This is a genomic window from Streptomyces sp. NPDC056948 (genome assembly GCF_042674225.1).
Classification (GTDB): Bacteria; Actinomycetota; Actinomycetes; order Streptomycetales; family Streptomycetaceae; genus Streptomyces; species Streptomyces purpurascens.
On sequence record NZ_JBHUQX010000015.1, the window covers coordinates 1 to 23,804 of the forward strand.

Here is a 23,804-nt window from a genome sequence, read left to right on the forward strand (position 1 = left end):
CCATGATCACTGTGGCGTTCATGGTGCGGGCGCCCGGGGTGGACGGCAAGGGAGCTAGGAGGTGGCGGAGCCCTTCGCTGAGGGGCCCGATGCCGGCTTCGCGCCCTTCTTCAGGAAGCCCATGTCCTCGTAGATCGGTGTGCCGAGGCCGAAGGCGCCGGTGTTGACCAGGTTCTTGCGGGCGGCGATGAGCTGGGGGCGCTGGAAGAGGGGGATCGAGCCGGCCGCCGCCCAGATGCGGGAGTCCGCCTTGCGGATCAGGGAGCGGGACTCGCTCTCGTCGAGGGTGGCCACGGCCTGGTCGAAGAGCTGGTCGACCTGGTCGGTGCCGACGCGGGTGTAGTTCTGCTCGACGTTCAGCGAGCCGTCGGCGGCCGGGACGGGCTTGGCGTAGACGGGGCGGGCGTCGGTGGCGGGGAACGCGGAGGCGGGCCAGGAGTACAGGGCGAGGTCGTACTGGCCGGACGCGATGTGGTCCTTGAAGTAGGACTCGTCGGAGACCTTGGAGATCTCCGTGCCGATGCCGACGCGCTCCAGCATGCGGGAGATGCGGTCGGCCACCGTGCGCAGCGTCTGGGAGCCGGGCCCGGAGGGGAGCACGAAGCGGAGGGTGAGCGGCTTGCCGTTCTTGGCGAGCGGGGCGGCCTCGCGGCCCGCCGGGGCGGCGGTGCCCATGGGGGCGTACGCGCCGGGGGCGCCGCCCTGGTGCGGCTGCTTGTACTGCTTGCCGTCCTGGGCGAGGTGGGCCGGGTCCTTCTCACGGTGCGCCTTGCCGTCCTGCCGGCCCTTGTCGTCCGAGCCGACGATGTATTCGCCGTCGTCGTTGCGGGACTCGTCCTCGGAGGACTTGCCGGCCTTCTCGCCCTCGGCGCCGGCCGCCTTCTCCCCCTTCTTCTTCTGTTCCTTGATCGGGCCGCCCCGCACCCACCCGGCGTCCGCGAGCAGCGCCTGGGCCTCCTTGGTGTCCTGGCCGCCGAGGGCACCGCTGTTGTCGGCGTAGGCGGCCTGGCCGGAGAGGGCGAGGTGGCTGCCGACCGGTACGGCGGGCAGTCCGAGGGGCTTCAGCACGGCCTGGGCCAGTTCCTTGCGGTCCAGGGCGCGGGCGACGGCCCGGCGGACGCGCTCGTCGGTGAGCGGCCCCTCGGCCCCGTTCAGGGCGAGCTGCGTGAAGGCCGGCTCCAGGGACTTGCGCACCTCGAAGCCGCGCAGGGCCTGCTGCTGCCGGGCGTACTCGGCGGCCGCCTTGCGCGGCTTCTGGTCGGCCTCGGGGCCCATCACCGGGCTGCTGGAGCCCTGGGGGCGGGCGGCGACGGTGATGCGGCGGGCCTCGGAGGGTGCGATCTCGGCCAGGTCGACGGTGCCGGCGGCCAGCTCGGCGGCCCGCTTGTCGCGCGGCACCGTGCGCAGCACGATCTCGGAGAGCTTGGCCGGCCGGCCCCACCAGCGCGGATTGCGGGTGAGGGTGATCTCGTCGTCCTTGCGGCTGAGCTTCTTCACCACGAAGGGACCCGCGGTGACCTTGAGCTTCTTGCGTGCTCCGTCGTTGAAGGAGTCCGGGGTGCCCATGACGTCCTTCGGGTACAGCGGCGAGAACAGGGAGCGCCAGTCGGCGTAAGGGCGGCTGAAGGTGACCCGGACCTCCAGGGCGTTGTCCCCGCGCTCGATCTTCTGGATGCGGTCGTAGCCGGCGTTGCGGGCGGTCCAGTAGGCGGTGTCCTTGCCGGACAGGGCGCGCCACTGGGCGGCGAAGTCGGCGGCACCGATCTCCCGGCCGTCGCTCCAGACGGCCTGCTGGTCGAGCTTGTACAGGACGACCTGCTTGGGCTCCGTCTCGACGACCTTGGCGGACTCCAGGTAGGCGGGGTTGCGCTCCGGGCGGCCGTCGGCGTTCACCCGGAACATCGACGGCAGGACGGCCTGGGCCACGCGGGTGGTGGTGGCGTCGGCGTCCGACTGGAAGGTGTTCAGGGTGTCGGGCACGGAGTCGACGGCCCAGCGCAGGGTGCCGCCGTCGGTGATCCGGTCGCGGGCGGCGGGCTGGATGTCCTGCCCGGCGAGCGGCTTGCCGGCCGGGTCCTCGGAGCCGCATCCGGCGAGCGCGGGCACCGCGAGCACTCCCGCGGTGAGGAGGAAGGCGACCGAGCGCGAGACCGCACGCGGGCCGACGCCGTGCTGGGACATCTGTGCTACCTCCGGAAAGCCGCGGGCGTTATGATCACTTTTGGCGGTATTTGGATTTCATCTGATGTATGCGGCCCACTGAAGAGGAAAGGGTTCGGCAACACAGGGCGACACGGCGGTCACCGGCGGAGAGTCACCCGTGCGGAGCAATAAACGGCACGGCGCACCCACGCGCCTCGGCCAATCGATGCACATCCCTTCACAGCACAAGGTGTGACGCGCAACACTCGCAGGCGCATGAACGTTGCCGCCTTGGGCCTCGAAGGACCCGCGGAAGTGAGGGCAAGTCATGTCCGTTCACGACGAACTGACGTCAGTCCAGCGCAGCCTCGACGACCTGTTCCGGTCGGTGGGGCGCCTGGAGAAGCAGCTCGGCACCGGCGGCCTGGAGATGCGCCGCGTCCGTGCCGACGCCAACCATCTGCGCGAGAGCGTCGCCCTGCTGCGCGACGCCGCCGCTTCGCCGGCCGCACCGAAGCGCCCCGAGCTCGTCACCATCTCGGACGCGCCGTACGACTCCGCCCTGTGGAGCGACTCGGACGACGAGGGGCTCGGCGCCCGGGACCGGCGCGCTCCCTGACCGGTCAGGAGTCGTACGACCGGCACCTCCCCCGAACCCGACCGGAGTCGTCACGTGGCCACTGGTACGGAACCTCCCGCCACCGAACCCCAACCCAGAAGCGGCGGCGTACGGGCGGGTACGCGCGCCGCGATCACCGCCCCGCACCTGCGCACCGACCGCTGGTGGCTGGCCCCGGCCTGCACGGCCGCCGGCCTGCTGGCCTTCATCGTCTACTCGACCTGGCGGGCCTTCGCCGACGCGCACTACTACGCGGCGCCGTACGTCTCGCCCTTCTACTCGCCGTGCCTGGCGGAGCGATGCGAGCCGATGAAGGCCGGCCCGAACTGGGAGATCTTCGGTAGCTGGTGGGGCATCTCGCCCGCCATCATCATCCTGATCTTCCCGCTCGGCTTCCGGCTGACCTGCTACTACTACCGCAAGGCCTACTACCGGGGCTTCTGGGCGTCCCCGCCGGCCTGCGCGGTGGCCGAGCCGCACAAGAAGTACACCGGTGAGACCCGCTTCCCGCTGGTGCTGCAGAACATCCACCGGTACTTCTTCTACGCCGCGATCGTCGTCGCCGGGATCCTCTCGTACGACACCGTGCTCGCCTTCCGGGACGAGAACTACGCGTGGGGCCACATGGGCCTCGGCACGCTGGTGTTCCTGGTCAACATCGTGCTGATCTGGGCGTACACGATCTCCTGCCACTCGTGCCGGCACATCGTCGGCGGCAAGCTCAAGCACTTCTCCAAGCATCCCGTGCGCTACCGGATGTGGCAGTGGGCCGGGAAGCTCAACGCCCGGCACATGCAGCTCGCCTGGGCGTCGCTGGTGAGCGTGGCGCTCGCCGACTTCTACGTCTATCTGGTCGCGTCCGGCGCCTTCGACGATCCGCGGTTCTTCTGATGAGGGGTGCGTACTGATGTCCGTGGTCGACCGGCAGGAGTGGGACGTCGTCGTGGTGGGCGCGGGCGGGGCCGGGCTGCGCGCCGCCATCGAGGCCCGTGAGCGGGGTGCCCGTACGGCCGTGATCTGCAAGTCGCTGTTCGGCAAGGCGCACACCGTGATGGCCGAGGGCGGCATCGCCGCGGCGATGGCAAACGTCAACACCGGCGACAACTGGCAGGTCCACTTCCGCGACACCATGCGCGGCGGCAAGTTCCTCAACCAGTGGCGGATGGCCGAGCTGCACGCGCAGGAGGCGCCGCAGCGGGTGTGGGAGCTGGAGACCTGGGGCGCGCTGTTCGACCGCACCAAGGACGGCCGGATCTCCCAGCGCAACTTCGGCGGCCACGAGTACCCGCGCCTCGCCCACGTCGGCGACCGCACGGGCCTGGAGCTGATCCGCACGCTCCAGCAGAAGATCGTCGCGCTCCAGCAGGAGGACTTCAAGGAGACCGGCGACTACGAGTCACGGCTGAAGATCTTCCAGGAGTGCACGGTCACGCGCGTACTGAAGGAGGACGGACGGGTCGCGGGGGTCTTCGCCTACGAGCGCGAGTCCGGGCGCTTCTTCGTACTCGAAGCACCGGCCGTCGTGATCTCGACCGGCGGTATCGGCAAGTCCTTCAAGGTGACGTCGAACTCGTGGGAGTACACGGGCGACGGCCACGCGCTGGCCCTCCTCGCGGGCGCTCCCCTGCTGAACATGGAGTTCGTGCAGTTCCACCCGACCGGCATGGTCTGGCCGCCGTCGGTGAAGGGCATCCTCGTCACCGAGTCGGTGCGCGGCGACGGCGGTGTGCTGCGCAACTCGGACGGCAAGCGGTTCATGTTCGACTACATCCCCGACGTCTTCAAGGACAAGTACGCCGAGTCGGAGGACGAGGGCGACCGCTGGTACGACGACCCGGACAACAACCGGCGTCCCCCCGAGCTGCTCCCCCGCGACGAGGTCGCGCGGGCGATCAACGCCGAGGTGAAGGAGGGGCGCGGCTCGCCGCACGGGGGCGTGTTCCTCGATGTGTCGACGCGTATGCCCGCCGAGGTCATCAAGCGCCGGCTGCCGTCGATGTACCACCAGTTCAAGGAGCTGGCGGACGTCGACATCACGGCGGAGGCGATGGAGGTCGGGCCCACCTGTCACTACGTGATGGGCGGGGTCGCGGTCGAGTCCGACACGGCGGCGGCCCGCGGGGTGCCGGGTCTGTTCGCGTCAGGTGAGGTGGCCGGCGGCATGCACGGCTCCAACCGGCTCGGTGGCAACTCGCTGTCCGACCTGCTGGTGTTCGGGCGCCGGGCGGGCTGGCACGCGGCCGAGTACGCGGCGGGGCTGACCGGGGCACGGCCCGTCGTGGACGACGTCCAGATCGACTCCGCCGCCGCCGAGGCCCTGCGGCCCTTCTCGGCCGAGGCCGAGATCGAGGAGCCCGCCGGGGGTCCGCCGGAGAACCCGTACACCCTGCACCAGGAACTCCAGCAGACGATGAACGACCTGGTCGGCATCATCCGTCGCGAGCCGGAGATGAAGCAGGCCCTGGAGAAGCTGGCCGAGCTGCGGGTACGGGCGCGCCGGGCCGGGGTCGAGGGGCACCGGCAGTTCAACCCGGGCTGGCACCTCGCCCTGGACCTCAGGAACATGCTGCTGGTCAGCGAGTGCGTGGCGCGGGCCGCTCTGGAGCGCACCGAGTCGCGCGGCGGGCACACGCGTGAGGACCATCCGGCGATGGACCGCAAGTGGCGCCGTATCAACCTGCTGTGCGCGCTCACCGACCCGACCGGCGGGCTGGCGGCGGATCCGGTCCGCAGCCAGATCACCCTCACCAGCGAGACCACCGAACCCGTCCGTGCGGATCTGCTCGCCCTGTTCGACAAGGAGGAGCTGGTGAAGTACCTGGCCGAAGAGGAGCTGTACGAGTGAGCGGCTACGAGGCCCGCTTCAAGGTGTGGCGGGGCGATGTCGGGGGCGGCGGCCTGGAGGACTTCACGGTCGAGGTGAACGAGGGCGAGGTCGTGCTCGACATCATCCACCGCCTCCAGGCCACGCAGGCCCCCGATCTCGCCGTGCGCTGGAACTGCAAGGCGGGCAAGTGCGGTTCCTGCTCGGCGGAGATCAACGGCCGGCCGCGGCTGCTGTGCATGACCCGGATGTCGGTCTTCGACCGGGAGGAGACGATCACGGTGACGCCGCTGCGGGCGTTCCCGGTCGTCCGCGACCTGGTCACCGACGTCGGCTTCAACTACACCAAGGCCAGAGAGGTCCCGGCCTTCGTGCCGCCGGCCGGGGTCGCGCCCGGCGAGTACCGCATGATGCAGGAGGACGTCGACCGCTCGCAGGAGTTCCGCAAGTGCATCGAGTGCTTCCTGTGCCAGGACACCTGCCATGTCGTCCGCGACCACGAGGAGAACAAGCAGGCGTTCGCGGGTCCCCGTTTCCTGATGCGGGTGGCGGAACTGGACATGCACCCGCTGGACGCGGCGTCCGAATCCGGCCTGGACCGCAAGACCACCGCCCAGGACGAGCACGGCCTGGGCTACTGCAACATCACCAAGTGCTGCACGGAGGTCTGCCCCGAGGGCATCAAGATCACGGACAACGCCCTGATCCCACTGAAGGAACGAGCGGCCGACCGCAAGTACGACCCCCTGGTCTGGCTGGGCTCGAAGATCAGGAGACGCTCTTCAGCAGGCTGAGGGCCGGCCGGCGCGCTCAAGCCAGGTGCCGTACGTGCACATGGCCCTCCGACGGATGGTCGGGGGGCTGTGGTGGGCGGATGTCCGTGAGGGTGTAGCGGGCCTTGTCCGCCACTCGGCAGGAGGCCGTGTTGTCCGTCTGGTGCAGGAGTTCCAGGCGGGTCAGGCCGGTGGGGGCGAAGGTGGTGAAGGCCCAGTCGGTCAGGGTGTGCAGGGCGCGGGACGCGACGCCCCGGCCTCGTGCGTGCGCCGCTGTCCAGTAGCCGACCGCGGCGGACGCGGCGCCGGGGGCGACGTCCTTGAGGACCACGTGGCCGGCCGGCGGTCCGGGCGCGCCGGAGGGCTGGACTTCCTCGACGGCGAACGCGTAGCGGCGGTCCTGCTCCCAGCCCTGCTGCTGCTCGCGCAGCCACCGCGCGGCGCTCGTCTCGTCGTCGGCGAGGGACGTCCAGCGCCGCAGGGCGTCGTCCCGGCCCAGCGCGGCCAGCCCCGCGGCGTCCCCGGGGGTCCAGGGGCGCAGGGTCAGGGCGGGGGCCGTCGGTGTGGCCGTCGCTCGGAGCCGTGCGGTGGGTATCGGCATGGGGTGAGCGTACGGTGGCGGCGGGCCGTCCTCAGAACAGGCTCAGCAGCGCCTCCGCCGGATCCGTCAGGCGCGTCTCGCCGCCGGGCAGGGGGAGTTCGAACCAGACCGTCTTGCCTCGGGGCGTGCGCCGGGAGCCCCACGCGGCGCTGAGCAGGCCGACGAGCTGCAGGCCGCGGCCGCCCTCGTCGGTGTCGCGGGCCCGGCGGCGGCGGGGCTGGACCAGGCCGGAGTCCCAGACCTCGCAGACCAGGGTCCGGTCGAGCAACAGCCGGAGGCGGATCTCGCCCTCGCCGTAGCGCAGGGCGTTGGTGACCAGCTCGCTGACCAGGAGCTCCGTGGTGTCGACCAGGGGCTCCATGTCCCAGCTGATCAGTTGGGCACGCGCGTACTCACGGGCCCGGCCCACACTGCGCGGCTCGCGCGGCAGCGTCCAGTCGCCCACGGACTCGTTCGGCAGGCCCTGTACACGTGCCATCAGCAACGCGATGTCGTCCTCGCCGTGGTGGGTGTCGAGGGTGTTGAGGACGTGGTCGCAGACGTCCTCCAGCGGCTGGGCGGGGTCGGACAGAGCGGCCACGAAGGCCTGGAGGCCCTCGTCCAGGGGATGGTCGCGGCTTTCGACCAGTCCATCCGTGTAGAGCGCGAGCAGTGCGCCCTCGGGGAGTTCGACCTCGACCTCCTCGAAGGGCTCGCCGCCGACACCGAGCGGCATGCCCGGCGGCACGTCGAGCATCAGGGCCGGCTCACCCGGTTCGACCAGGACGGGCGGCAGATGGCCCGCGTTGGCGAAGGTGATACGCCGGGTGACGGAGTCGTAGACGGCATAGACGCAGGTGGCGAGGTACACCTCCGAGAGGTCCGCCTCACGGGGGCGGCGGGCCGCCCTGGTCGCCTGCGTGACACCCCCGGGGGCGCCGAGGCCGCGGGCGATCTCGTCCAGCTGGGAGAGCACCTCGGCCGGTTCGAGGTCGAGCTGCGCCAGGGTCCGGACCGCCGTACGGAGTTCGCCCATGGCGACGGCGGCGCGCAGACCGCGGCCCATGACGTCGCCGACGACGAGCGCCGTGCGGTGCCCGGGGAGTTCGATGACGTCGAACCAGTCACCGCCGACCTCGCTGGGCCGGCCGGTGTTGACGTTGCCGGGCAGATAACGGCAGGCGATGTCGAGGCCGGAGGCCTCCGGGTCGCCGGGCGGGAGCAGGGACCGTTGCAGTATCAACGCGCGCTCGTGCTCGCGCCGGTACAGGCGGGCGTTGTCGATGCAGACGGCCGCGCGCGCCGCCAGTTCCACGGCGAGTTCGCGGTCCCGCTCGCCGAACGGCTCGCTGCCCTTCGTACGGGCGAACTGCACGAGCCCGACGACGGTGTCGTGGGCCACCATCGGCACGGCCAGCGTGGACTGCACGAGCCCCCCGTCCTCACCGGGGACGAACTGGGGGCGCGCCGTGCGCAGGGCGTCCGCGCAGGGCGAGTTGAACGGGTAGTGGTGGACGGCGCCGACCGAGACGGGCACGCCGGTGCCCTCGAAGGGCTCGTCGGAGACGGCACTGGCGAACGCCACCCGGCGCAACTCGGCGCTGCCGTCGGCGAGCCCGGGCGGGGTCTCGTCGCCGGCCAGCAGGCCCTGGTACAGGTCGACGGTGGCCAGGTCGCAGAAGCCGGGCACGACGACGTCGAGGAGCTGCCTGGCCGTGGTCTCCAGGTCGAGGGAGTTGCCGATGCGGGCGCCGGCCTCGTTCAGCAGGGCGAGGTTGCGCCGGGCGGCGGCGGCCTCGCGGGCGGCGGCGCGGCGCGAGGTGATGTCGGTTCCGAGCCAGGCGATCCCGATGGGCCGGCCCGAACCGCTGTGCACGCGGTAGAGGTTGACGGACCAGTGGCGGCGCTCGTCGGAGCCCGGGACGAAACCGGTGACGTGCATGTCCGTGATGGAGTTCCCGGTCTCCAGCACGCGGCGCATCGTGGCGGCGACCCGCTCGGCCTCACCGCGCTGGAGGAAGTCGTGGACGCCCTTGCCCCGGTGGTCGTCGGGTGTGCCGCCGAAGACGGACGCGAACCGATGGTTGACGCGACGGACCCGCAGATCGGGGTCGATCAGCAGGAAACCGAACGGGGATTGACCGAAAATGGCCTGCGAGGCGGCGAGGTCGGTCTCGATGCTGCGCAGGGTGCGGACGTCGACGACGATGCAGACGGCGGCCTTCTCGCCGTCCTCGGTGCGCGTCGGCATGACGTACACCTCGGCGAGTCCCTCATGGCCGCATTCGCCCTCGGCGCCCTCGGGCATCCGGAAGGGCACCACGCCGGTCCACTCGCGCCCGTCGAGGATCTCGGCCATCTTGCGCATGCCCCGCTCGCGATGGCGCGGGTCGATGAAGGCCTCGATGGGGTCCATGCCGACGGCGTGTGCGGCGGAGATGCCGAAGAGGTGCTCGGCGCGCAGGCTCCACTGGTCGACCAGCCCGTCGGGGCCGATCGAGAAGGACGCGACCTTGATGTAGTCGTAGATGGATCCCGGGGGACTGCTCTGCCACATGGCGTCCCCGGCGTGCACCCCGTCGGCCGCGAGCGCACCTCCCACCACGGAAGCAAGGCCGTCCACGGCCATGGCCCTCGCGCCCTCCGACGGGTCCTCGGACTCCGTGGCCTTCGCTGGTATCTCGCTCACGCGAACCGTCCCCTCCAGCTCACCGCGTCCGGCACCGGTCACCGGGGGCGGCTGCCCGCAGTATCCAGCACTACGGTGCCGCACAACACGGTGTTCACGATCACAGCACGGTCCCGATGGTTTTCGGTCCGGACCGTGACAACACTTCCAGTCTTCTAACCAGCGGACACGTCGTCGAATCACGTCTGTCGACAACCGCCACTGGCCTGAACCAATCGCTCGACAGCGACAGGGCGTACGTACACCGATTTTTCACCCCGGCACGGTGAGTTCGAACCACACCGTCTTGCCCGCCGCGCCGGGCCGGGTGCCCCAGCGGCGGCAGGAGGAAGCCACCAGTTGCAGTCCGCGGCCGCTCTCGTCCTCGGGCCGGGCCGCGCGCTCGCGGGGCGGGTCCGGGAGTGGGTCGGAGACCTCGACCCGGAGGACGCCGTCCAGGTCGGAGGGGCGGACCAGGCGGACCCCGATGGGTCCCGTGGCGTGTCGTAGGGCGTTGGTGACCAACTCGCTGACCAGCAACGCCGCGAGGTCGGCCAGGCTGTCGAGGTTCCAGCCGCGGAGTTGGCCGCGGACGACCTGGCGGGCGGTGCGCACGGCGCCCGGTTCGGCGGGAAAGGTCCACTCGGCGCAGTCACCTTCGGTGTCGATCACGCCGATCACTTCCCAGCCAGGAGGCCCGCCCATGTCCGGTTTCATGGGGTTAATGGGCACATACCCGATATCCGGGGCGGAGTACCGCGCGGGGCAGCGCACAGTGGCACGAAAGGCATAGGGGGCGCCCGTACGACAACGGCCCCACACCGTACGCCCCCGGATGGCCTCAGGCGCCGGGCACTTCCTCCGCGCCGGGACCGGCAGAACCGAGGCCTTCCGCGGCTCCGAGATGCGCGAGGGTCTGCCGTACGGCCGGGACATCCTGGTCGAGCCAGTGCACGTCCCAGATCTCGCCCGGGCCGAGCCAGCGCAGTTCGTCGTGGTCCTCGAGGGGCTCGGGGGCGGCGGAGCCGGGTCGCAGCCGTGCGGTCCACACCTGAAGGACGTAGGGCGACTTCAGGGGCCACTCCCCCGGGACGCGCCCGCCGGCCTCGGCGTCGACGCCGAGTTCCTCGCGCAGTTCCCGCACCAGCGCCGCGTCGGCCGTCTCCCCCGGCTCGACCTTGCCGCCGGGCAACTCCCAGCGCCCGGCCAGCTCGACGGGCGCACTGCGCCGGGCCGCCAACAACCGACCGTCGTCGACCAGCGCGGCACCTACGACGACGATCCGCTCACTCATGCGGGGAGCCTACGGGAGCACGGCCGGACTCCGGCTCCGGCTCCGACCACGGCTCCGGGCGCAGGCGCCGGGGAGTCAGTCGTGCGTCACGCCCGCCCCGTTCTGCCCCAGCCGCTCGACCCAGTACAGCTGTTTGTGACCGCGGCCGTCGAGGCTGTCCGCGATCTTCTGGGCCTCGGACCGGGTCGCGTACCGGCCCACCCGGTAGCGGTTGCCGTTGTCGTCCTCTCGTATCACGAGCCAGGGAAGAGTGACCGTGCTGTCGTTCATCGCGCCCCTCCACTTCCCACCCGCGGCCTGTGCCGTGCCCCACCCGCTAAGGAAACCGCAATGCGCATATGCCCGAGCCTACGCCTAACCTTCACGGAGCGAATACGTGTTTTCACAAAGAGGTACGCAACCAGCCAGAACGCAGGGGGCGCGCGCCAATGAACGCGCCGTCTGAGTGCCTCGTTGCACCTGGGCGCGGGCATACCGCATACACCAATGTCGACCTGCGAAGACGACGACCGGCCAGGGAATACGGACCGCCCCGTTCGACGACGGCCGCCTCGGTGATCGTGTGAGCGGGGCGCGCAAGGAGCGCGCCCCGGGGCTGATGTGAGCGTTCGCTACTTGACCGGAAGGTGGTAGGCGACCCGGTACCGATCGGCCGGAATGACCACGTCGGCCGTCTCGACGGGGCGGCCGGAGGCGTAGAACGTGCGCTGGACGACCACGACCACATGACCGGGGACGCCGCCCAGGACGAGCAGTTCCTCGGCGAGCCCGGGACGGGCGCCGACCTCCTCGGCGACGTTGTCCACGATCACCTCGATCGCGCGCATGCGCTCGACGACGCCCATGCCGCCGAGCGGCCCCTCCTCCGGCAGCATCACGGGCGTACGGCCCGTCACGGCGAGCGGCTCCCAGGACGTGGAGAGCATCATCGCCTCACCGCCCTCGCGGAAGAGGTACTTCGTGCACATCACCCGGTCGCCCGGCTCGATGTCCAGCCGCTCGGCGACCGCGACACTCGCCTCGGACTGCTCGCTGCTCGACTCCCAGGTGCCGCGCCCCTCCCCGTCGGCCTGCTCCTGGCGGAACGGTGTGGCCCCGCCGGGCGGGCGGTATCCGGAGCGGGAGACGCGCCGGGGTACGGGCCGCTCACGCACATACGTCCCCGAGCCGGAGCGGCCCTCGACCAGCCCCTCCGCCATGAGCACCTTGCGGGCCTCCAGGGCGACGGTGTCCGAGACGCCGTACTCCTGGCGGATTCTGGCCTGGGAGGGGAGGCGGGTGTGCGGTGGCAGCTGACCGTCGACGATCTTCTGGCGGAGATCACCCGCGACGCGCAAGTACGCCGGCTGCTCACCGAATGTCACTGGCCGCTCCCATCAGGTTGTACAGACAGCAACAGCGTGGCAACCGTAGGTTGTGCGGTGCAAGCAAAGGCCAGAGAATCACTCGATGTGATGACATGGTGGCCCTGGGGGCTTTACGCAGGCACTTTCTCCCCGCTATAGCCGCCGTCACACCTCGGCTTCGGAGTTCCCGCTCTCACTGTCGTCGAACGACGGCGGGGTGGTGGCCAGCCCGAGGGCCTTGCGCGCGGTGACGGTCGCCGGGCCGTCGACGTACGCGTACGCCTTCTCGTAGTGCGTGAAGTAGGTGTCCACGTCAGCGGCCTCGCTCGCCTTCGACCACTCCTCGCGGGCGTCCTCCATCTCCTCGACCAGGTCGGCGACGGGCTGTTGGGCATCCGACGGCCAGGAGTGGCCGCGCAGCGCCTCTATCTGTCCGCCGAGCACATCGTGCACCTGCGTGGCCCAGGCCCGGGTTCCGGCGAGATCGTCCTCCGGGGGCTCCTCCGGCTCCTCGTACAGCGCCGCGTCGACGGCGTTGGCCGTGGACAGGAAGACGACCTGGTCGGTGTCGAGCGTGGTGGGGTCGCCGCGCAGGGAGCCGGTCAGCTCGGCCTTCGCGTCGGTGCTGCCGAAGACGCAGATGATCGCGCGGTCGCCGTAGCGCCATGTCTCCCGGGACGGCATGAGGTAGTACACGTCGACGTCGGTCGGCATCGCCCAGGAGTCCATGGCGTACTGGTTCTGGAGCGCGTAGCACCTCTCGTCGGCGATGCCGGTGACCTTGCCGTCGCCCGGGAAGGCGCCGCCCGGCAGCGTGACGACCCCGAACACCTCACCGTCGTGCCCGTCTTGGCAGGAGACCGGGTCGACGTCGTAGGTGTCGCCCTCCAGACCGTCGGGCGCGTCGAAGCAGTCGCCCTTGCTCAGCGACAGGCTCTCGTTGCCCCGCGCGCCGTCCTCGAATTTCGCCCAGACCTCGGACGCGGCGCCCGTGGCCAGCACCACCCCCCACAGCACGGCTCCGACGGACGACAGCACCACCCCGGCGATCGCCATGCCCCGCCCGCTCTGCCCGGACCGCCGGATCTGCCACAGCGCGACCAGCCCCAGGACGAGCCCCGCGGCGGGCAGGAAGCAGAGCACACCGAGCACGAGAGCGGCCACGGCGAGCGCGTTGACGGAGACCGGGGTGCCGTACGGACGGTGCGCCTGCGGCCAGTTGGCAGGAGGCCGGCCGTACGGGTCCTGGGGGTGCGGGTTCCCAGGGGGCGGGGGTATCGACACGGGTACGGAGCTCCTGGCTGAGGCGTGGGCGGGGTCTGTCGTACGGCTGCGCGCATCGTAAGCGGGTGCGGCGGGGTATGGCGGCCGCGTTCGGCGCAGAGGGCTTCGAGGGCGGTGAGGGCCGGTGCTACGCCCTCTCCGTCACCCGCCGGCAGGCCTCCGCGTACGCCCGTACCAGCGGCCGCCGTCCGTCCTCCCGGCGCCAGGCCAGGACGTAGCGGCTGGGGGTGACACCGCGCACCGGGCGGGCGGTCACGCCGCCCAGGGTGAGCAGGGGGACGTTGCCCTCGGCCACCAGGCACACGCCGAGGCCGGCGGCGAGTGCCTCGTACGTCTCCTCCGTGCTGGCGATCTCGGCGCCGATCCGGGGCGGCCGGCCGTCACGCGCGTCCAGGGCGAGCCAGTAGTCGCGCAGCGGGCCCGTGCTCTCGGGCAGCGCGAGGAACGGCTCGTCGAGCAGGTCCGCGAAGTCGATCTCGGTACGGCCGGCGAGGGGGTGCGTCTCCGGCAGGGCGACCAGGAGCGGCTCCTCGGCGACGACCGTCCAGGCGAAGCGGTCCTGGCCGGGCAGCGGCAGCCAGACGAAGGCCACGTCCGCGGCACCGTCGGCGAGGCCCGCGGTCGGGTCCTCCCAGTTCACCTGCCGCAGCCGGACGACGGCCTCCGGGTTCGCCACCGTGAAACGGGAGCGGATCGCGGGCAGCAGACCGCCGCGGACCGGGCTGGTGCTCATACCCACCACCAGCGTGCTGCGCTGCGCCGCCCGGGCCGACTCCACCGCGGCCGCTCCCTCCGCCCAGTCCGCCAGCACCCGCCGGGCGTGCGGCAGCAGTGCCGTACCGGCGCCGGTGAGGGCCACGCCGTGCCGGTCGCGCCGGAACAACTCGACGCCCAACTGCCGCTCCAGGGCCCGGACCTGCTTGCTCAGGGCGGGCTGGGACACATAGAGGCGCTCTGCGGCGCGGGTGAAGTGCATGTCCTCGGCCACCGCCACGAAGTAGCGCAGGTCCCGTACATGAACGTCCATGGTCATAACCATGGGTTATCACCCTAGGTCTTGGACGGGCCGGAAGGTCCGGCGAGAGGGTGAGGGAGTGACGACACGAGACGGGGAGCTGTCATGAACAAGGTGTGGCTGATCACGGGTGCGAGCAGCGGCTTCGGGCGGGCGATCGCCGAGGCGGCCCTCGCGGCGGGCGATGTGGTGGTCGGCGCGGCCCGGCGCCCCGAGGCGCTGGACGACCTGGTCGCCGCCCACCCCGACCGAGTGGAGGCGCTGCGCCTGGACGTCGCCGACACCGGCGCCGCCGAGGCCGCCGTACGGGACGTCGTGGCGCGGCACGGGCGGATCGACGTCCTGGTCAACAATGCGGGCCGGACGCATGTCGGGGCCTTCGAGGAGACCACCGAGGAGGAGCTGCGGGCGCTGTTCGACGTGCATGTCTTCGGCCCTGCCGCCCTCAGCAGGGCCGTGCTGCCGTACATGCGGGAGCGGCGCTCGGGCGCGATCGTGCAGATGAGCAGCATGGGCGGGCAGTTGTCCTTCGCGGGCTTCTCGGCGTACAGCGCGACGAAGTTCGCCCTGGAGGGCATGTCCGAGGGACTCGCGGACGAGGTCGCGGACTTCGGCATCAAGGTGCTGATCGTCGAGCCGGGCGCCTTCCGCACCAGTCTGTTCGAGACCGGGCGGGCCGGCGCCAGTGCGGACACCGGGGTGTACGGCAAGGTCAGCGAGACCCGTGGGGCCGTCGCCGGCGGTGACGGCGCCCAGCCCGGCGACCCGGCCAAGGCCGCCGCCCTGATCCTGGCCGCCCTGGACGCCGATCCGACCCCGCTGCGCCTACCTCTCGGTGACGACGGCGTCAGCGCGGTCCTCGGCCATCTCGACCAGGTGCGGGACGAGGTCGTGGCGTGGGAGAAGCGCAGCCGCGACACGGCGTTCGACGACTGACGGCGCATCACGAGGGCCCTGTACATGCGTGCAGGGCCCTTGTGCAATTCCTGTGGAGGCCTCAATCTTTCGGCTGACGCACAGGAGTCGTCCTCGGGTTGACATGACCATGACTCCAGGGTGGCTTCGACGGGCGTGCACCACACCCCACAGCGCACCACCGATCGAGGAGGACCCCTCAGATGGCAGTGATGCGTACTCCCCACGGATCCACCCGGCGAAGACTGGCCGCGCTCGGCGCGACGGCCACCGCGGCGCTCGTCGCGAGCCTCGTCTCCGCCCTCCCCGCCGGCGCGGCCCCGGTCGCCGCCGAGGGACGCGTCCAGTACGAGGGCGCCGCGAACGCCGTCGCCGACAGCTACATCGTCACCCTGAAGACCGAGAAGGCCGGTTCCGCCGCGGGCCGTGCCCTCGCGCACAAGTACGGCGCCGACATCGAGCGGACGTACACCAAGGCCCTGAACGGCTACGCCGTCGAGGCGTCCGAGTCCGAGGCGAAACGCCTCGCCGCCGACCCGGCCATCGCCTCCGTCGTGCAGAACAGGACCTACCGCATCACCGGGACGCAACCCAGCCCGCCCTCCTGGGGCCTGGACCGCATCGACCAGAAGAACCTGCCGCTGAACAGCTCGTACACCTACCCGGACTCGGCCGGCCAGGGCGTCACGGCGTACGTCATCGACACCGGCGTCCGCATCACCCACGGCGACTTCGGCGGGCGCGCCTCCTACGGCTACGACGCCGTCGACAACGACAACACCGCCCAGGACGGCCACGGTCACGGTACGCATGTCGCCGGCACCGTCGCCGGGAGCGCCTACGGCGTCGCCAAGCAGGCCAAGGTCGTCGGTGTCCGCGTGCTGAACAACTCCGGCCAGGGCACCACGGCCCAGGTCGTCGCGGGCATCGACTGGGTCGCGGGGAACGCGGTCAAGCCGGCCGTGGCCAACATGTCCCTCGGCGGCCCCGCCGACACGGCCATCGACACCGCCGTACGCAACGCCGTCACCTCCGGCGTCACCTTCGTGGTCGCGGCCGGCAACGAGTCCACCAACGCCTCCACCCGGTCCCCGGCCCGTGTCACCGAGGCCGTCACGGTCGGCGCCACGACGTCGAGCGACGCGAAGGCGAGCTACTCCAACTACGGTACGGTCCTCGACCTGTTCGCACCCGGCTCGTCCATCACCTCGGCCTGGAACTCGAGCGACTCGGCGACCAACACCATCTCCGGTACGTCGATGGCGAGCCCGCACGTCGCCGGAGCCGCCGCCCTCCATCTGGCCGACAACCCGACGGCCACTCCCGCGCAGGTCTCCGCCGCGCTGACGGCCGCCGCCACCACCGGCGTCGTCACCAGCCCCGGCAGCGGCTCCCCCAACCGGCTCCTGAACGTCGGCGGCGGTACGACCACCCCGCCCGGCCCGCGCTTCGAGAACACCGCCGACCAGGCCATCGCCGACAACGCCACCGCCGAGTCCCCGGTGACCGTCTCCGGCGTCTCCGGCAACGCGCCCTCGGCCCTGGCCGTCGAGGTCCACATCGTCCACACGTACATCGGCGATCTCCAGGTCCAGCTGATCGCCCCCGACGGCACGGCGTACACCCTGAAGGGGTACGGCACCGGCGGCAGTGCGGACAACATCGACACCACGTACTCCGTGAACGCCTCGGCCGAGGCCGCGAACGGGACGTGGACCCTCCGGGTGAGCGACAACGCCCGCCTGGACACCGGGCGGATCGACGCCTGGGCGCTTCAGTTCTGAACCTGGATTCCCTGACAGGCCGTGAGGACGAGGCCCGTCCTCACGGCGTCACGCCCCGGCCGGGACGCCGAGTTCGGCGAGCAGGCCGCGCACGCGCTGCTCGATGGCGTCCCGGATGGGGCGGACGGCGTCGACGCCCTGTCCTGCCGGGTCGTCGAGCTGCCAGTCCAGGTACCGCTTGCCGGGGAAGACGGGGCAGGTGTCCCCGCAGCCCATGGTGATGACCACGTCGGACGCCTGGACCGCCTCGGGGGTGAGGACCTTCGGGGTCTCGGCGGAGATGTCGACACCGGCCTCGTTCATCGCCTCCACGACGGCCGGGTTCACGGCCGCGGCAGGTGCCGATCCCGCCGAGCGCACCTCGACCCGGTCCCCGGCGAGGCGGGTGAGGAAGGCGGCGGCCATCTGGGAGCGGCCGGCGTTGTGGACGCAGACGAACAGTACGGAGGGACGCGGGGCGGCAGCGCTCATGGCGGTGTCCTTGCAGACGGGGACGGTCGGTCAGGAGTGGGCGGCTTCGGGCTCGCCGTGCGGGACGACGCCGTGCGGGACGACGCCGTGCGCCGCACGAGCGGGACGTCCGTAGACGACCGCGACGACGCCCAGCCCGAGCGCGGCACCGAGCAACTGGGCCGCGATGAACGGGGTGACGGAGGCGGGGGCGATACCGGCGAAGGTGTCGGTGAAGGCACGGCCGACGGTCACCGCGGGGTTGGCGAAGCTGGTGGAGGAGGTGAACCAGTAGGCGGCCCCGATGTACGAGGCCACGGCGGCGGGGGCCAGGGCCGTGCGGCCGATGCGGCCCAGGCCGAGAACGAGCAGGATCAGCCCGGCGGTGGCGACGACCTCGCCCAGCCACAGGTGCCCGGCGAAGCGGTCATGGGTGGAGAACCTCACCAGCGGCTTCCCGAACATGGCGTCGGCCAGGACCGCACCGCCGATCGCCCCGGCGACCTGCGCGGGCACGTACGCGGCGGCCTCCCGCCAGGTCGGCCCGGTGCCGTCGCGGCGGCCGGTGAACCAGACGGCGAGGGTGACGACGGGGTTGAAGTGCGCGCCGGAGACCGGCCCGAGCAGCGTGATCAGCACGGCCAGGCCGAAGACGGTGGCGAGGGAGTTGGCGAGCAGTTGCACGCCGGCGTCCTGCGAGAGCCGGGCGGCCTGGATGCCCGACCCGACGACCACGGCGACCAGGAGCCCGGTTCCGAGCGCTTCGGCGACGACGCGGCGGCCGAGGGGCGGGGTCATGGGGCGGCTCCGGTGGCTGCGGTGGCTGCCATGGCGGCTGTCCCGGCGGCGGACTCCGGCGCGCTCAGGAACGCGGCGATCCGGTCCAGAACCCCGGGCAGCACCCAGTAGTACACCCACGTTCCGCGGCGCTCGCAGTCGATGAGACCGGCCTGGCGGAGCAGCTTGAGGTGGTGGGAGATCGTCGGCTGCGACAGATCGAAGGCCGGGGTCAGCTCGCAGACGCAGACCTCGCCGCCCTCCCCGCGCGAGGCGATCATCGACAGCAGCCGCAGCCGCACCGGGTCGCCCAGCGCCTTGAACACCTTCGCCAGCTCCCGGGCGCGCTCCTCGTCCAGGGGCGCGGCTGCCAGGCCCTCGCAGCAGGCGGCGTCCTGACCGATCACCTCGAGCTCTTGTTTCGACATGCCTCTATGTTGACGTTTTTCGATTCAAGGCGCAAGGTTGCATCAACGAACGTCAATACAGCCCGTTCGGAGGCAACTGTCATGAGCGAACACTCCACCGACCTGCGCGAAACCGTCCGCCGCCGATACGCCGAGGCAGCCGTGCGGGTGTCCACAGGCGACACCGGCTGCTGCGGTCCCGAGCCGGTCGAGGTCGACGAGAACTTCGGTTCCACCCTCTACGCCACCGACGAGCGCGACGCCCTGCCCGCCGAAGCGGTCGCCGCCTCCCTCGGCTGCGGCAACCCCACGGCCGTCGCCGAACTCCGCACCGGCGAGCGCGTGCTCGACCTCGGCTCCGGCGGCGGCATCGACGTCCTGCTCTCCGCCCGCCGCGTCGGCCCGGCCGGCAAGGCGTACGGACTGGACATGACCGACGAGATGCTCGAACTCGCCCTGGCCAACGCCGAGAAGGCGGGCGCGACGAACGTCGAGTTCCTCAAGGGCACCATCGAGGCCGTCCCGCTGCCGGCGAACACCATCGACGTGGTCATCTCCAACTGTGTGATCAACCTGTCCACCGACAAGCCGGCCGTGTTCGCGGAGACGTTCCGCGTGCTGAGGCCCGGCGGCCGGATCGGCGTCTCCGATGTCGTCGCCGACGACGCCCTCGCCCCCGCTCAGCGTGCCGAGCGCGGTGACTACGCCGGCTGCGTCGCCGGTGCGCTGTCCTTCGCCGAGTACCGGCAGGGCCTGGAGGCCGCAGGTTTCATCGACGTGGAGATCACGCCGACCCAGGCGGTGGCCGACGGCATGCACTCGGCGATCGTCCGCGCGACCAAGCCTCGCTGACCGGCGGCCACTGCCGTCCCGACCGGCCGGTGCCGCGCGCGGTCCGGCGTGCTCAGCCCTGCCGCGGGTCGGGGGCGGCAGCGGGATCACCGGTGAACTGCGCCTCCTCGGTGGCGGCGCGCTTCACCGGCGACGTCTACCTCAACATGATCGAGCCCCCCACCGAACCGGCCCGCCCGGCCGCCGCCCTGGTGCGCTTCACCCCCGGCGCCCGCACCTACTGGCACTCCCACGCCCTGGGCCAGGTCCTGCACATCACCGACGGCGTGGGCCTGGTCGGCACCCGAGACGGCAACGTCATCCGCGTCAGCGCCGGTGAAACCGTCAAGTGCCCCCCCCCGAACGAGGAACACTGGCACGGCGCCACCGACACCAACCTCCTGGCCCACATCGCCATCGTCGTGGGCGACGGCACCGGCGACGGCACCACCTGGCTGGAGCCGGTGACGGACGAGCAGTACGCGACGGCCCTCGCCGCCGGACTCACACGTTGAAGCGGAATCCGCAAGGCGGGGCTCCCACCTGAGGAAACGTGGTTCTGGAGGGGTCATCCCAGCACGATCCCAGCACGGGAGCTTCATCCCAGCACCATGCAGGTCAGACGCCCCCTCCGGTGAAGCGCACCTGCTCGGACAGCACAGCAGCCGCAGACTCGAGGTCCGCGAGTCTGATCGCCAGTGTCGCCTCGGCCAGTCGCGAGGGAAGAGCATCCCCGAATTTCAGACCTCGGACAGCCTTCTCGTCGATGTCCGGCAAAGCCAGGCGCTCCGTCATATCCTGTCGGACCAGTCTCCAATCCGTCGGAGTGAGGTCGTCCCGTAGGCGTACCCAGTGATCATTGAGACGCTGTCCTGGCACTGCGACGCCACCGAGGGTGGCTGCCAGAGTGGCATTCGCCCTGTGTCCGGCCCATGTCCACCAGCGCAGATGGTCTGCTCTTCCTTGTTGCCGCACGATCAGAGTTCCTCCTGGATGCACTTGCTCCATGAAGTGCTCCCGTGCTTCCTCCAGGCAGCCCTGAGCTCTCCGGGTCAGATTCACCGGGGGGTCGGTGCCGAGGAGCACTTCACGCACCGCGCGGACAAGCCGGAAGGACGCACCCTGGCCGAAACCGGCCCCGGTCCACTTGGCTTTGCCACCTCCGTCGACCGGTTCGACGAAACACCGCTTCCGTTTCCAGTCGATATAGGTGACCTGCCAGTTCCGCCCGGCGAGCAGGAGCCGACGAGGGCCGGCGATCTGCTCGGTTAGCAGGCTGGGGTCGGTACGGCCGATCTCGGTCCGGCCTTGCAGGACGGTGAACTGGGGCGGGGCGGTGAATACCGCGGTGAGGTTCATGAAATGCCGGTGCCCGAAGCGGCGTTCGGCCTCCGGGCCGATGAAGAGCAGCCCGTCGTCTTGATCGAGATACCCCTCTGCCACCAGATGTTTGACGATCGGCTGCGCGGACGGGCCGAACGGCCCGAGGCCGTTCCACTCTTCATGCCACAGATTGTTTCCGACGCCGCCCTCCTGGAGGCAGAGGGCGAGCAATTGCTGAGCCACGATGTGCCGCGGCTCGGGAGGTGCGACCACCGGCTCGACCCAGCCTCGCGACCACTGCAACAGGAGCCCTGCCGCACTCAGCAGGCCGGCGCGGTCGAGGGTGAGGAAGAGACAGTTCCGTGAGCTCCCGGGGCGACGTCCGGTACGGCCGATCCGTTGCAGGAAGGACGCGACCGAGGCCGGGGCATCGATCTGGACGACCCGGTCCAGGTCACCGACATCGATGCCGAGTTCGAGCGTACTGGTCGACACGATCACGCAGTCCCGCGCTTCGGCGAAAGCCGCTTCCGCCCGCCTGCGTTCGTCGAGCGAGAGCGATGCGTGAGAGAGGAACGTGGTCACTCCTCGTGCTCGTAGCGCTGATCCCAGTTCTTCGACCAGGCGCCGTGACTCGCAGAAGACCAGGCGTTTTTCGCCGCGGTGCAAGGTGCTGATGACGGTCGCCGCGTTCTCGAGCGATCCCACATAATCGAGCTGGATGTCCCCGGGCGGTACGGAACCAGGGGTTGCACCACTCGCTGCGCCCGTCGGCGCGTCCAGGTGCGGGGCGACGACCTGTCCGGGGCGTGAGCCCGCCCCCGATCCCTGGAGCCAGGTGAGGAGTTCGCCGGGGTTGCCGACCGTCGCCGAGAGTCCGACACGCTGGAGTGGGCGTCCCACCACGCGCTGCAGTCGCTCCAGTACGGCCAGCAGGTGCCAGCCCCTGTCGTCGCCGGCGAAGGCGTGCACTTCGTCGACCACTACTGCTCGGAGCCCCGAGAAGAACGATGCATGATCGACATTGACGCTCACCAGCATCGCTTCCAGCGACTCAGGGGTGGTGAGCAGGACGTCCGGCCGACCCGCCAGGATGTGCCCGCGGGTTCCGGAGGTGGTGTCGCCGTGCCAGAGTGCGGCACCGCGTCCGAGCCAGGAGGTGTACGTCTCGACTCTGGGCAGCAGGTTGTTCAGCAGCGCCTTGAGGGGGCAGAGGTACAGCACCGACGTGCCGGACCACCGGGAGCGGTGCATCCGGGACAGCAGTGGGAAGCACGCCGCTTCGGTCTTCCCGCCGGCGGTAGGGGCGAGGAGGAGGGCGTCCTCGCCCCGGGACAGCGGCTCCACCGCTGCTTCCTGGAGTGGGCGCAGGCCTTTCCAGCCAAGGGTGTTGACGATGTGGTGGACGAGCGCCGGTTCCAGTTCGCCGACCGCGCTCATGGCAGTTCCAGCGCGATGTCGTCGGCGTCCCCGGCCGCGGCGTTTCGCTCGACGCTGTTGAGTTCGGCCTCCGCGATCGTGAGTGCATAGTGCTCGCGCGGGTCGAAGTCCTCGAACTCGTCGACCCTGTCCAGGACGTCGGCGACGAGTTTGCGCAGGAAGACGCGCGGTGCGACGCCGACTTTGCCGCCGAGTCCACCGGTGACAGCTGTGGCCAGCTCGTCGACGTAACGGTCGTCCACGCGTGCGGCCACCCGGTCGGGATGGGTCGCTGCCGCCTGGTAGAGGTCGCGGACGTTCCGGCCGAGTTCGCCGAGCCTGGGCAGGTCGAAGCCCGGCAGGCGGAGTTGCACCGCGCGCGGCGAGTCGAAGCGCGGGTCGGTGGTGAAGTCGGTGGCCAGACGCTGGGCCAGCGGGGGCAGCCGCTGCGCGCCCTGTTGACCGTCGTAGAAGGCAGGGGTGCCGGTGATGACGAGAAAAAGCCCGGGGAACCGGCCCGCGTCGATCTCGTCGAGGAGTTGCCGTAGTGCGTTGAGTCCTTTCTCCCGGACATCGCCGCGGACCCGCTGAAGTGTCTCGATCTCGTCGAGTACGAGGAGAAGACCGGGGTGGCCGCAGTCCCGCAACACGGTGAGCAGGCCCTGGAGAAAACCGAGGGCTGCGAAGTGGTCGAGGTCTCCGCGCACTCCTGCCGAGCGGCGTGCCGACGCCGCGACGGACTTCTGTCCGCCGAGCCAGGCGATCAGCGCTTCCGCGGTGGCCCCGTCCCCCTCCGTGACCGCTCCACGGTAGCCGCGGAGGGCTGCGGCGAACGCGGGGGTGGTACGCGCGACATCGGAGAGCCGTCGCTCCATCAGTGCGGTCACAGCCTCGGAGAGCGCCGCCTCGTCCTCCTCGTCGAGGTCCTCGCCGTCGAGTACCTCCTCCTCCAGCGTGTAGAACCAGGAGTCGATCACCGCACGCAGTGCGCTGGGTTGGTGCGTGGCGGTGGCCAGGCGTTCGGTGAGCCTTCGGTAGACCGTCTCCAGGCGGTGCAGGGGTGTTTCCGTCTCGGAGATCTGCACTTCCGCGGTGGCCAGGCCGGCCCGTTTGGCGCGCTCGGTCAGCCAGCGTGCGAAGAACGTCTTGCCGGACCCGTAGTCGCCGCGGATCGCGTGGAAGGCGGCGCCACCGCGGGTGACCGTGGCAAGGTCGTCGTCGAGGGCGCTTTCGAACCGGCCGAGTCCCACGGCGAACAGATCGAGGCCGGCCTGCGGTACGGTGCCGCGTCGCAGCGCGTCGATGACCTCGCGGCGTCTGGCCACGCTCACCGGGGCGGAGAGCGACATGTCG

At 70.9% G+C, this 23,804-nt stretch carries 22 protein-coding genes; 8 read left to right on the plus strand and 14 right to left on the minus strand.

Annotated features, from left to right (window positions below):
- Positions 1–54: 54 nt before the first annotated feature.
- Positions 55–2,181 carry an ABC transporter family substrate-binding protein gene (locus ACFTZL_RS03580; RefSeq protein WP_382577747.1) on the minus strand — a complete coding sequence of 709 codons (2,127 nt, stop codon included), beginning with the start codon at positions 2,179–2,181 and terminating at the stop codon, positions 55–57.
- A 289-nt stretch (positions 2,182–2,470) separates the two neighbouring features.
- On the opposite strand from ACFTZL_RS03580, the gene ACFTZL_RS03585 reads away from it, so the two are divergent.
- From ACFTZL_RS03585 to ACFTZL_RS03600, 4 genes are read left to right on the plus strand one after another with little or no spacing between them, the layout of a single operon-like run.
- Positions 2,471–2,761: a hypothetical protein gene (locus ACFTZL_RS03585; RefSeq protein ID WP_382577750.1), complete on the plus strand. Its 291-nt coding sequence runs from the start codon at positions 2,471–2,473 to the stop codon at positions 2,759–2,761.
- A 54-nt stretch (positions 2,762–2,815) separates the two neighbouring features.
- Complete coding sequence (locus ACFTZL_RS03590; RefSeq protein ID WP_382577753.1) at positions 2,816–3,652, plus strand: hypothetical protein; 837 nt, start codon at positions 2,816–2,818, stop codon at positions 3,650–3,652.
- A 16-nt stretch (positions 3,653–3,668) separates the two neighbouring features.
- Positions 3,669–5,606: a fumarate reductase/succinate dehydrogenase flavoprotein subunit gene (locus ACFTZL_RS03595; RefSeq protein WP_382577756.1), complete on the plus strand. Its 1,938-nt coding sequence runs from the start codon at positions 3,669–3,671 to the stop codon at positions 5,604–5,606.
- Complete coding sequence (locus tag ACFTZL_RS03600) at positions 5,603–6,379, plus strand: succinate dehydrogenase/fumarate reductase iron-sulfur subunit (protein WP_382577759.1); 777 nt, start codon at positions 5,603–5,605, stop codon at positions 6,377–6,379. The genes ACFTZL_RS03595 and ACFTZL_RS03600 overlap by 4 nt, the downstream gene beginning before the upstream one ends.
- A 16-nt stretch (positions 6,380–6,395) precedes the next feature.
- Here the strand turns inward: ACFTZL_RS03600 and ACFTZL_RS03605 are convergent, their stop codons facing one another.
- The 8 genes from ACFTZL_RS03605 to ACFTZL_RS03640 form a co-directional block, all read right to left on the minus strand.
- Positions 6,396–6,959, minus strand: a complete 564-nt coding sequence (locus ACFTZL_RS03605; RefSeq protein ID WP_382577761.1) for a GNAT family N-acetyltransferase — start codon at positions 6,957–6,959, stop codon at positions 6,396–6,398.
- Positions 6,960–6,990: 31 nt separating this feature from the next.
- Positions 6,991–9,627: a SpoIIE family protein phosphatase gene (locus ACFTZL_RS03610; RefSeq protein WP_382577764.1), complete on the minus strand. Its 2,637-nt coding sequence runs from the start codon at positions 9,625–9,627 to the stop codon at positions 6,991–6,993.
- Positions 9,628–9,879: 252 nt separating this feature from the next.
- Positions 9,880–10,323, minus strand: a complete 444-nt coding sequence (locus ACFTZL_RS03615) for an ATP-binding protein (RefSeq protein WP_382577767.1) — start codon at positions 10,321–10,323, stop codon at positions 9,880–9,882.
- 124 nt (positions 10,324–10,447) lie between these two features.
- The gene (locus ACFTZL_RS03620; RefSeq protein WP_382577770.1) at positions 10,448–10,900 is read right to left on the minus strand and encodes a (deoxy)nucleoside triphosphate pyrophosphohydrolase; all 453 of its coding nucleotides are present in this window, start codon (positions 10,898–10,900) and stop codon (positions 10,448–10,450) included.
- A 75-nt stretch (positions 10,901–10,975) separates the two neighbouring features.
- Complete coding sequence (locus tag ACFTZL_RS03625) at positions 10,976–11,170, minus strand: SPOR domain-containing protein (protein ID WP_382490312.1); 195 nt, start codon at positions 11,168–11,170, stop codon at positions 10,976–10,978.
- A gap of 341 nt (positions 11,171–11,511) precedes the next feature.
- Positions 11,512–12,264, minus strand: coding sequence for a GntR family transcriptional regulator (locus tag ACFTZL_RS03630; protein ID WP_382577773.1), 753 nt, complete (start codon positions 12,262–12,264; stop codon positions 11,512–11,514).
- 147 nt (positions 12,265–12,411) lie between these two features.
- Positions 12,412–13,530, minus strand: a complete 1,119-nt coding sequence (locus ACFTZL_RS03635; protein WP_382577776.1) for a septum formation family protein — start codon at positions 13,528–13,530, stop codon at positions 12,412–12,414.
- A gap of 127 nt (positions 13,531–13,657) precedes the next feature.
- Positions 13,658–14,563: a LysR family transcriptional regulator gene (locus ACFTZL_RS03640; protein ID WP_382577779.1), complete on the minus strand. Its 906-nt coding sequence runs from the start codon at positions 14,561–14,563 to the stop codon at positions 13,658–13,660.
- An 87-nt stretch (positions 14,564–14,650) separates the two neighbouring features.
- Here ACFTZL_RS03640 and ACFTZL_RS03645 point away from each other — a divergent pair, with 87 nt between their 5' ends.
- The gene (locus ACFTZL_RS03645) at positions 14,651–15,481 is read left to right on the plus strand and encodes an oxidoreductase (RefSeq protein ID WP_382577782.1); all 831 of its coding nucleotides are present in this window, start codon (positions 14,651–14,653) and stop codon (positions 15,479–15,481) included.
- Between the two features lie 182 nt (positions 15,482–15,663).
- Positions 15,664–17,244: a S8 family serine peptidase gene (locus ACFTZL_RS03650; RefSeq protein WP_382577785.1), complete on the plus strand. Its 1,581-nt coding sequence runs from the start codon at positions 15,664–15,666 to the stop codon at positions 17,242–17,244.
- A gap of 48 nt (positions 17,245–17,292) precedes the next feature.
- On the opposite strand, the gene ACFTZL_RS03655 is transcribed toward ACFTZL_RS03650, so the two are convergent.
- The 3 genes from ACFTZL_RS03655 to ACFTZL_RS03665 are packed head-to-tail and all read right to left on the minus strand — an operon-like array spanning position 17,293 to position 18,899.
- Entirely contained in the window at positions 17,293–17,715 is a 423-nt protein-coding gene (locus ACFTZL_RS03655; protein WP_382577787.1) for an arsenate reductase ArsC, read from the minus strand.
- Between the two features lie 30 nt (positions 17,716–17,745).
- Positions 17,746–18,492: an aquaporin gene (locus ACFTZL_RS03660; RefSeq protein WP_382577790.1), complete on the minus strand. Its 747-nt coding sequence runs from the start codon at positions 18,490–18,492 to the stop codon at positions 17,746–17,748.
- Positions 18,489–18,899, minus strand: coding sequence for an ArsR/SmtB family transcription factor (locus ACFTZL_RS03665; RefSeq protein WP_382577793.1), 411 nt, complete (start codon positions 18,897–18,899; stop codon positions 18,489–18,491). The genes ACFTZL_RS03660 and ACFTZL_RS03665 overlap by 4 nt, the downstream gene beginning before the upstream one ends.
- Before the next feature lie 81 nt (positions 18,900–18,980).
- On the opposite strand from ACFTZL_RS03665, the gene arsM reads away from it, so the two are divergent.
- Both arsM and ACFTZL_RS03675 read left to right on the plus strand, forming a co-directional pair.
- Positions 18,981–19,730, plus strand: a complete 750-nt coding sequence (gene arsM / locus ACFTZL_RS03670) for an arsenite methyltransferase (RefSeq protein WP_382577795.1) — start codon at positions 18,981–18,983, stop codon at positions 19,728–19,730.
- Between the two features lie 146 nt (positions 19,731–19,876).
- Positions 19,877–20,224, plus strand: coding sequence for a cupin domain-containing protein (locus tag ACFTZL_RS03675; protein WP_382577831.1), 348 nt, complete (start codon positions 19,877–19,879; stop codon positions 20,222–20,224).
- A gap of 103 nt (positions 20,225–20,327) precedes the next feature.
- Here ACFTZL_RS03675 and ACFTZL_RS03680 read toward each other — a convergent pair whose 3' ends face one another.
- Complete coding sequence (locus ACFTZL_RS03680; protein ID WP_382577798.1) at positions 20,328–22,472, minus strand: DEAD/DEAH box helicase; 2,145 nt, start codon at positions 22,470–22,472, stop codon at positions 20,328–20,330.
- Entirely contained in the window at positions 22,469–23,800 is a 1,332-nt protein-coding gene (gene brxD, locus ACFTZL_RS03685; RefSeq protein ID WP_382577801.1) for a BREX system ATP-binding protein BrxD, read from the minus strand. Before brxD ends, ACFTZL_RS03680 begins: the two co-directional genes overlap by 4 nt.
- Positions 23,801–23,804: the final 4 nt, after the last annotated feature.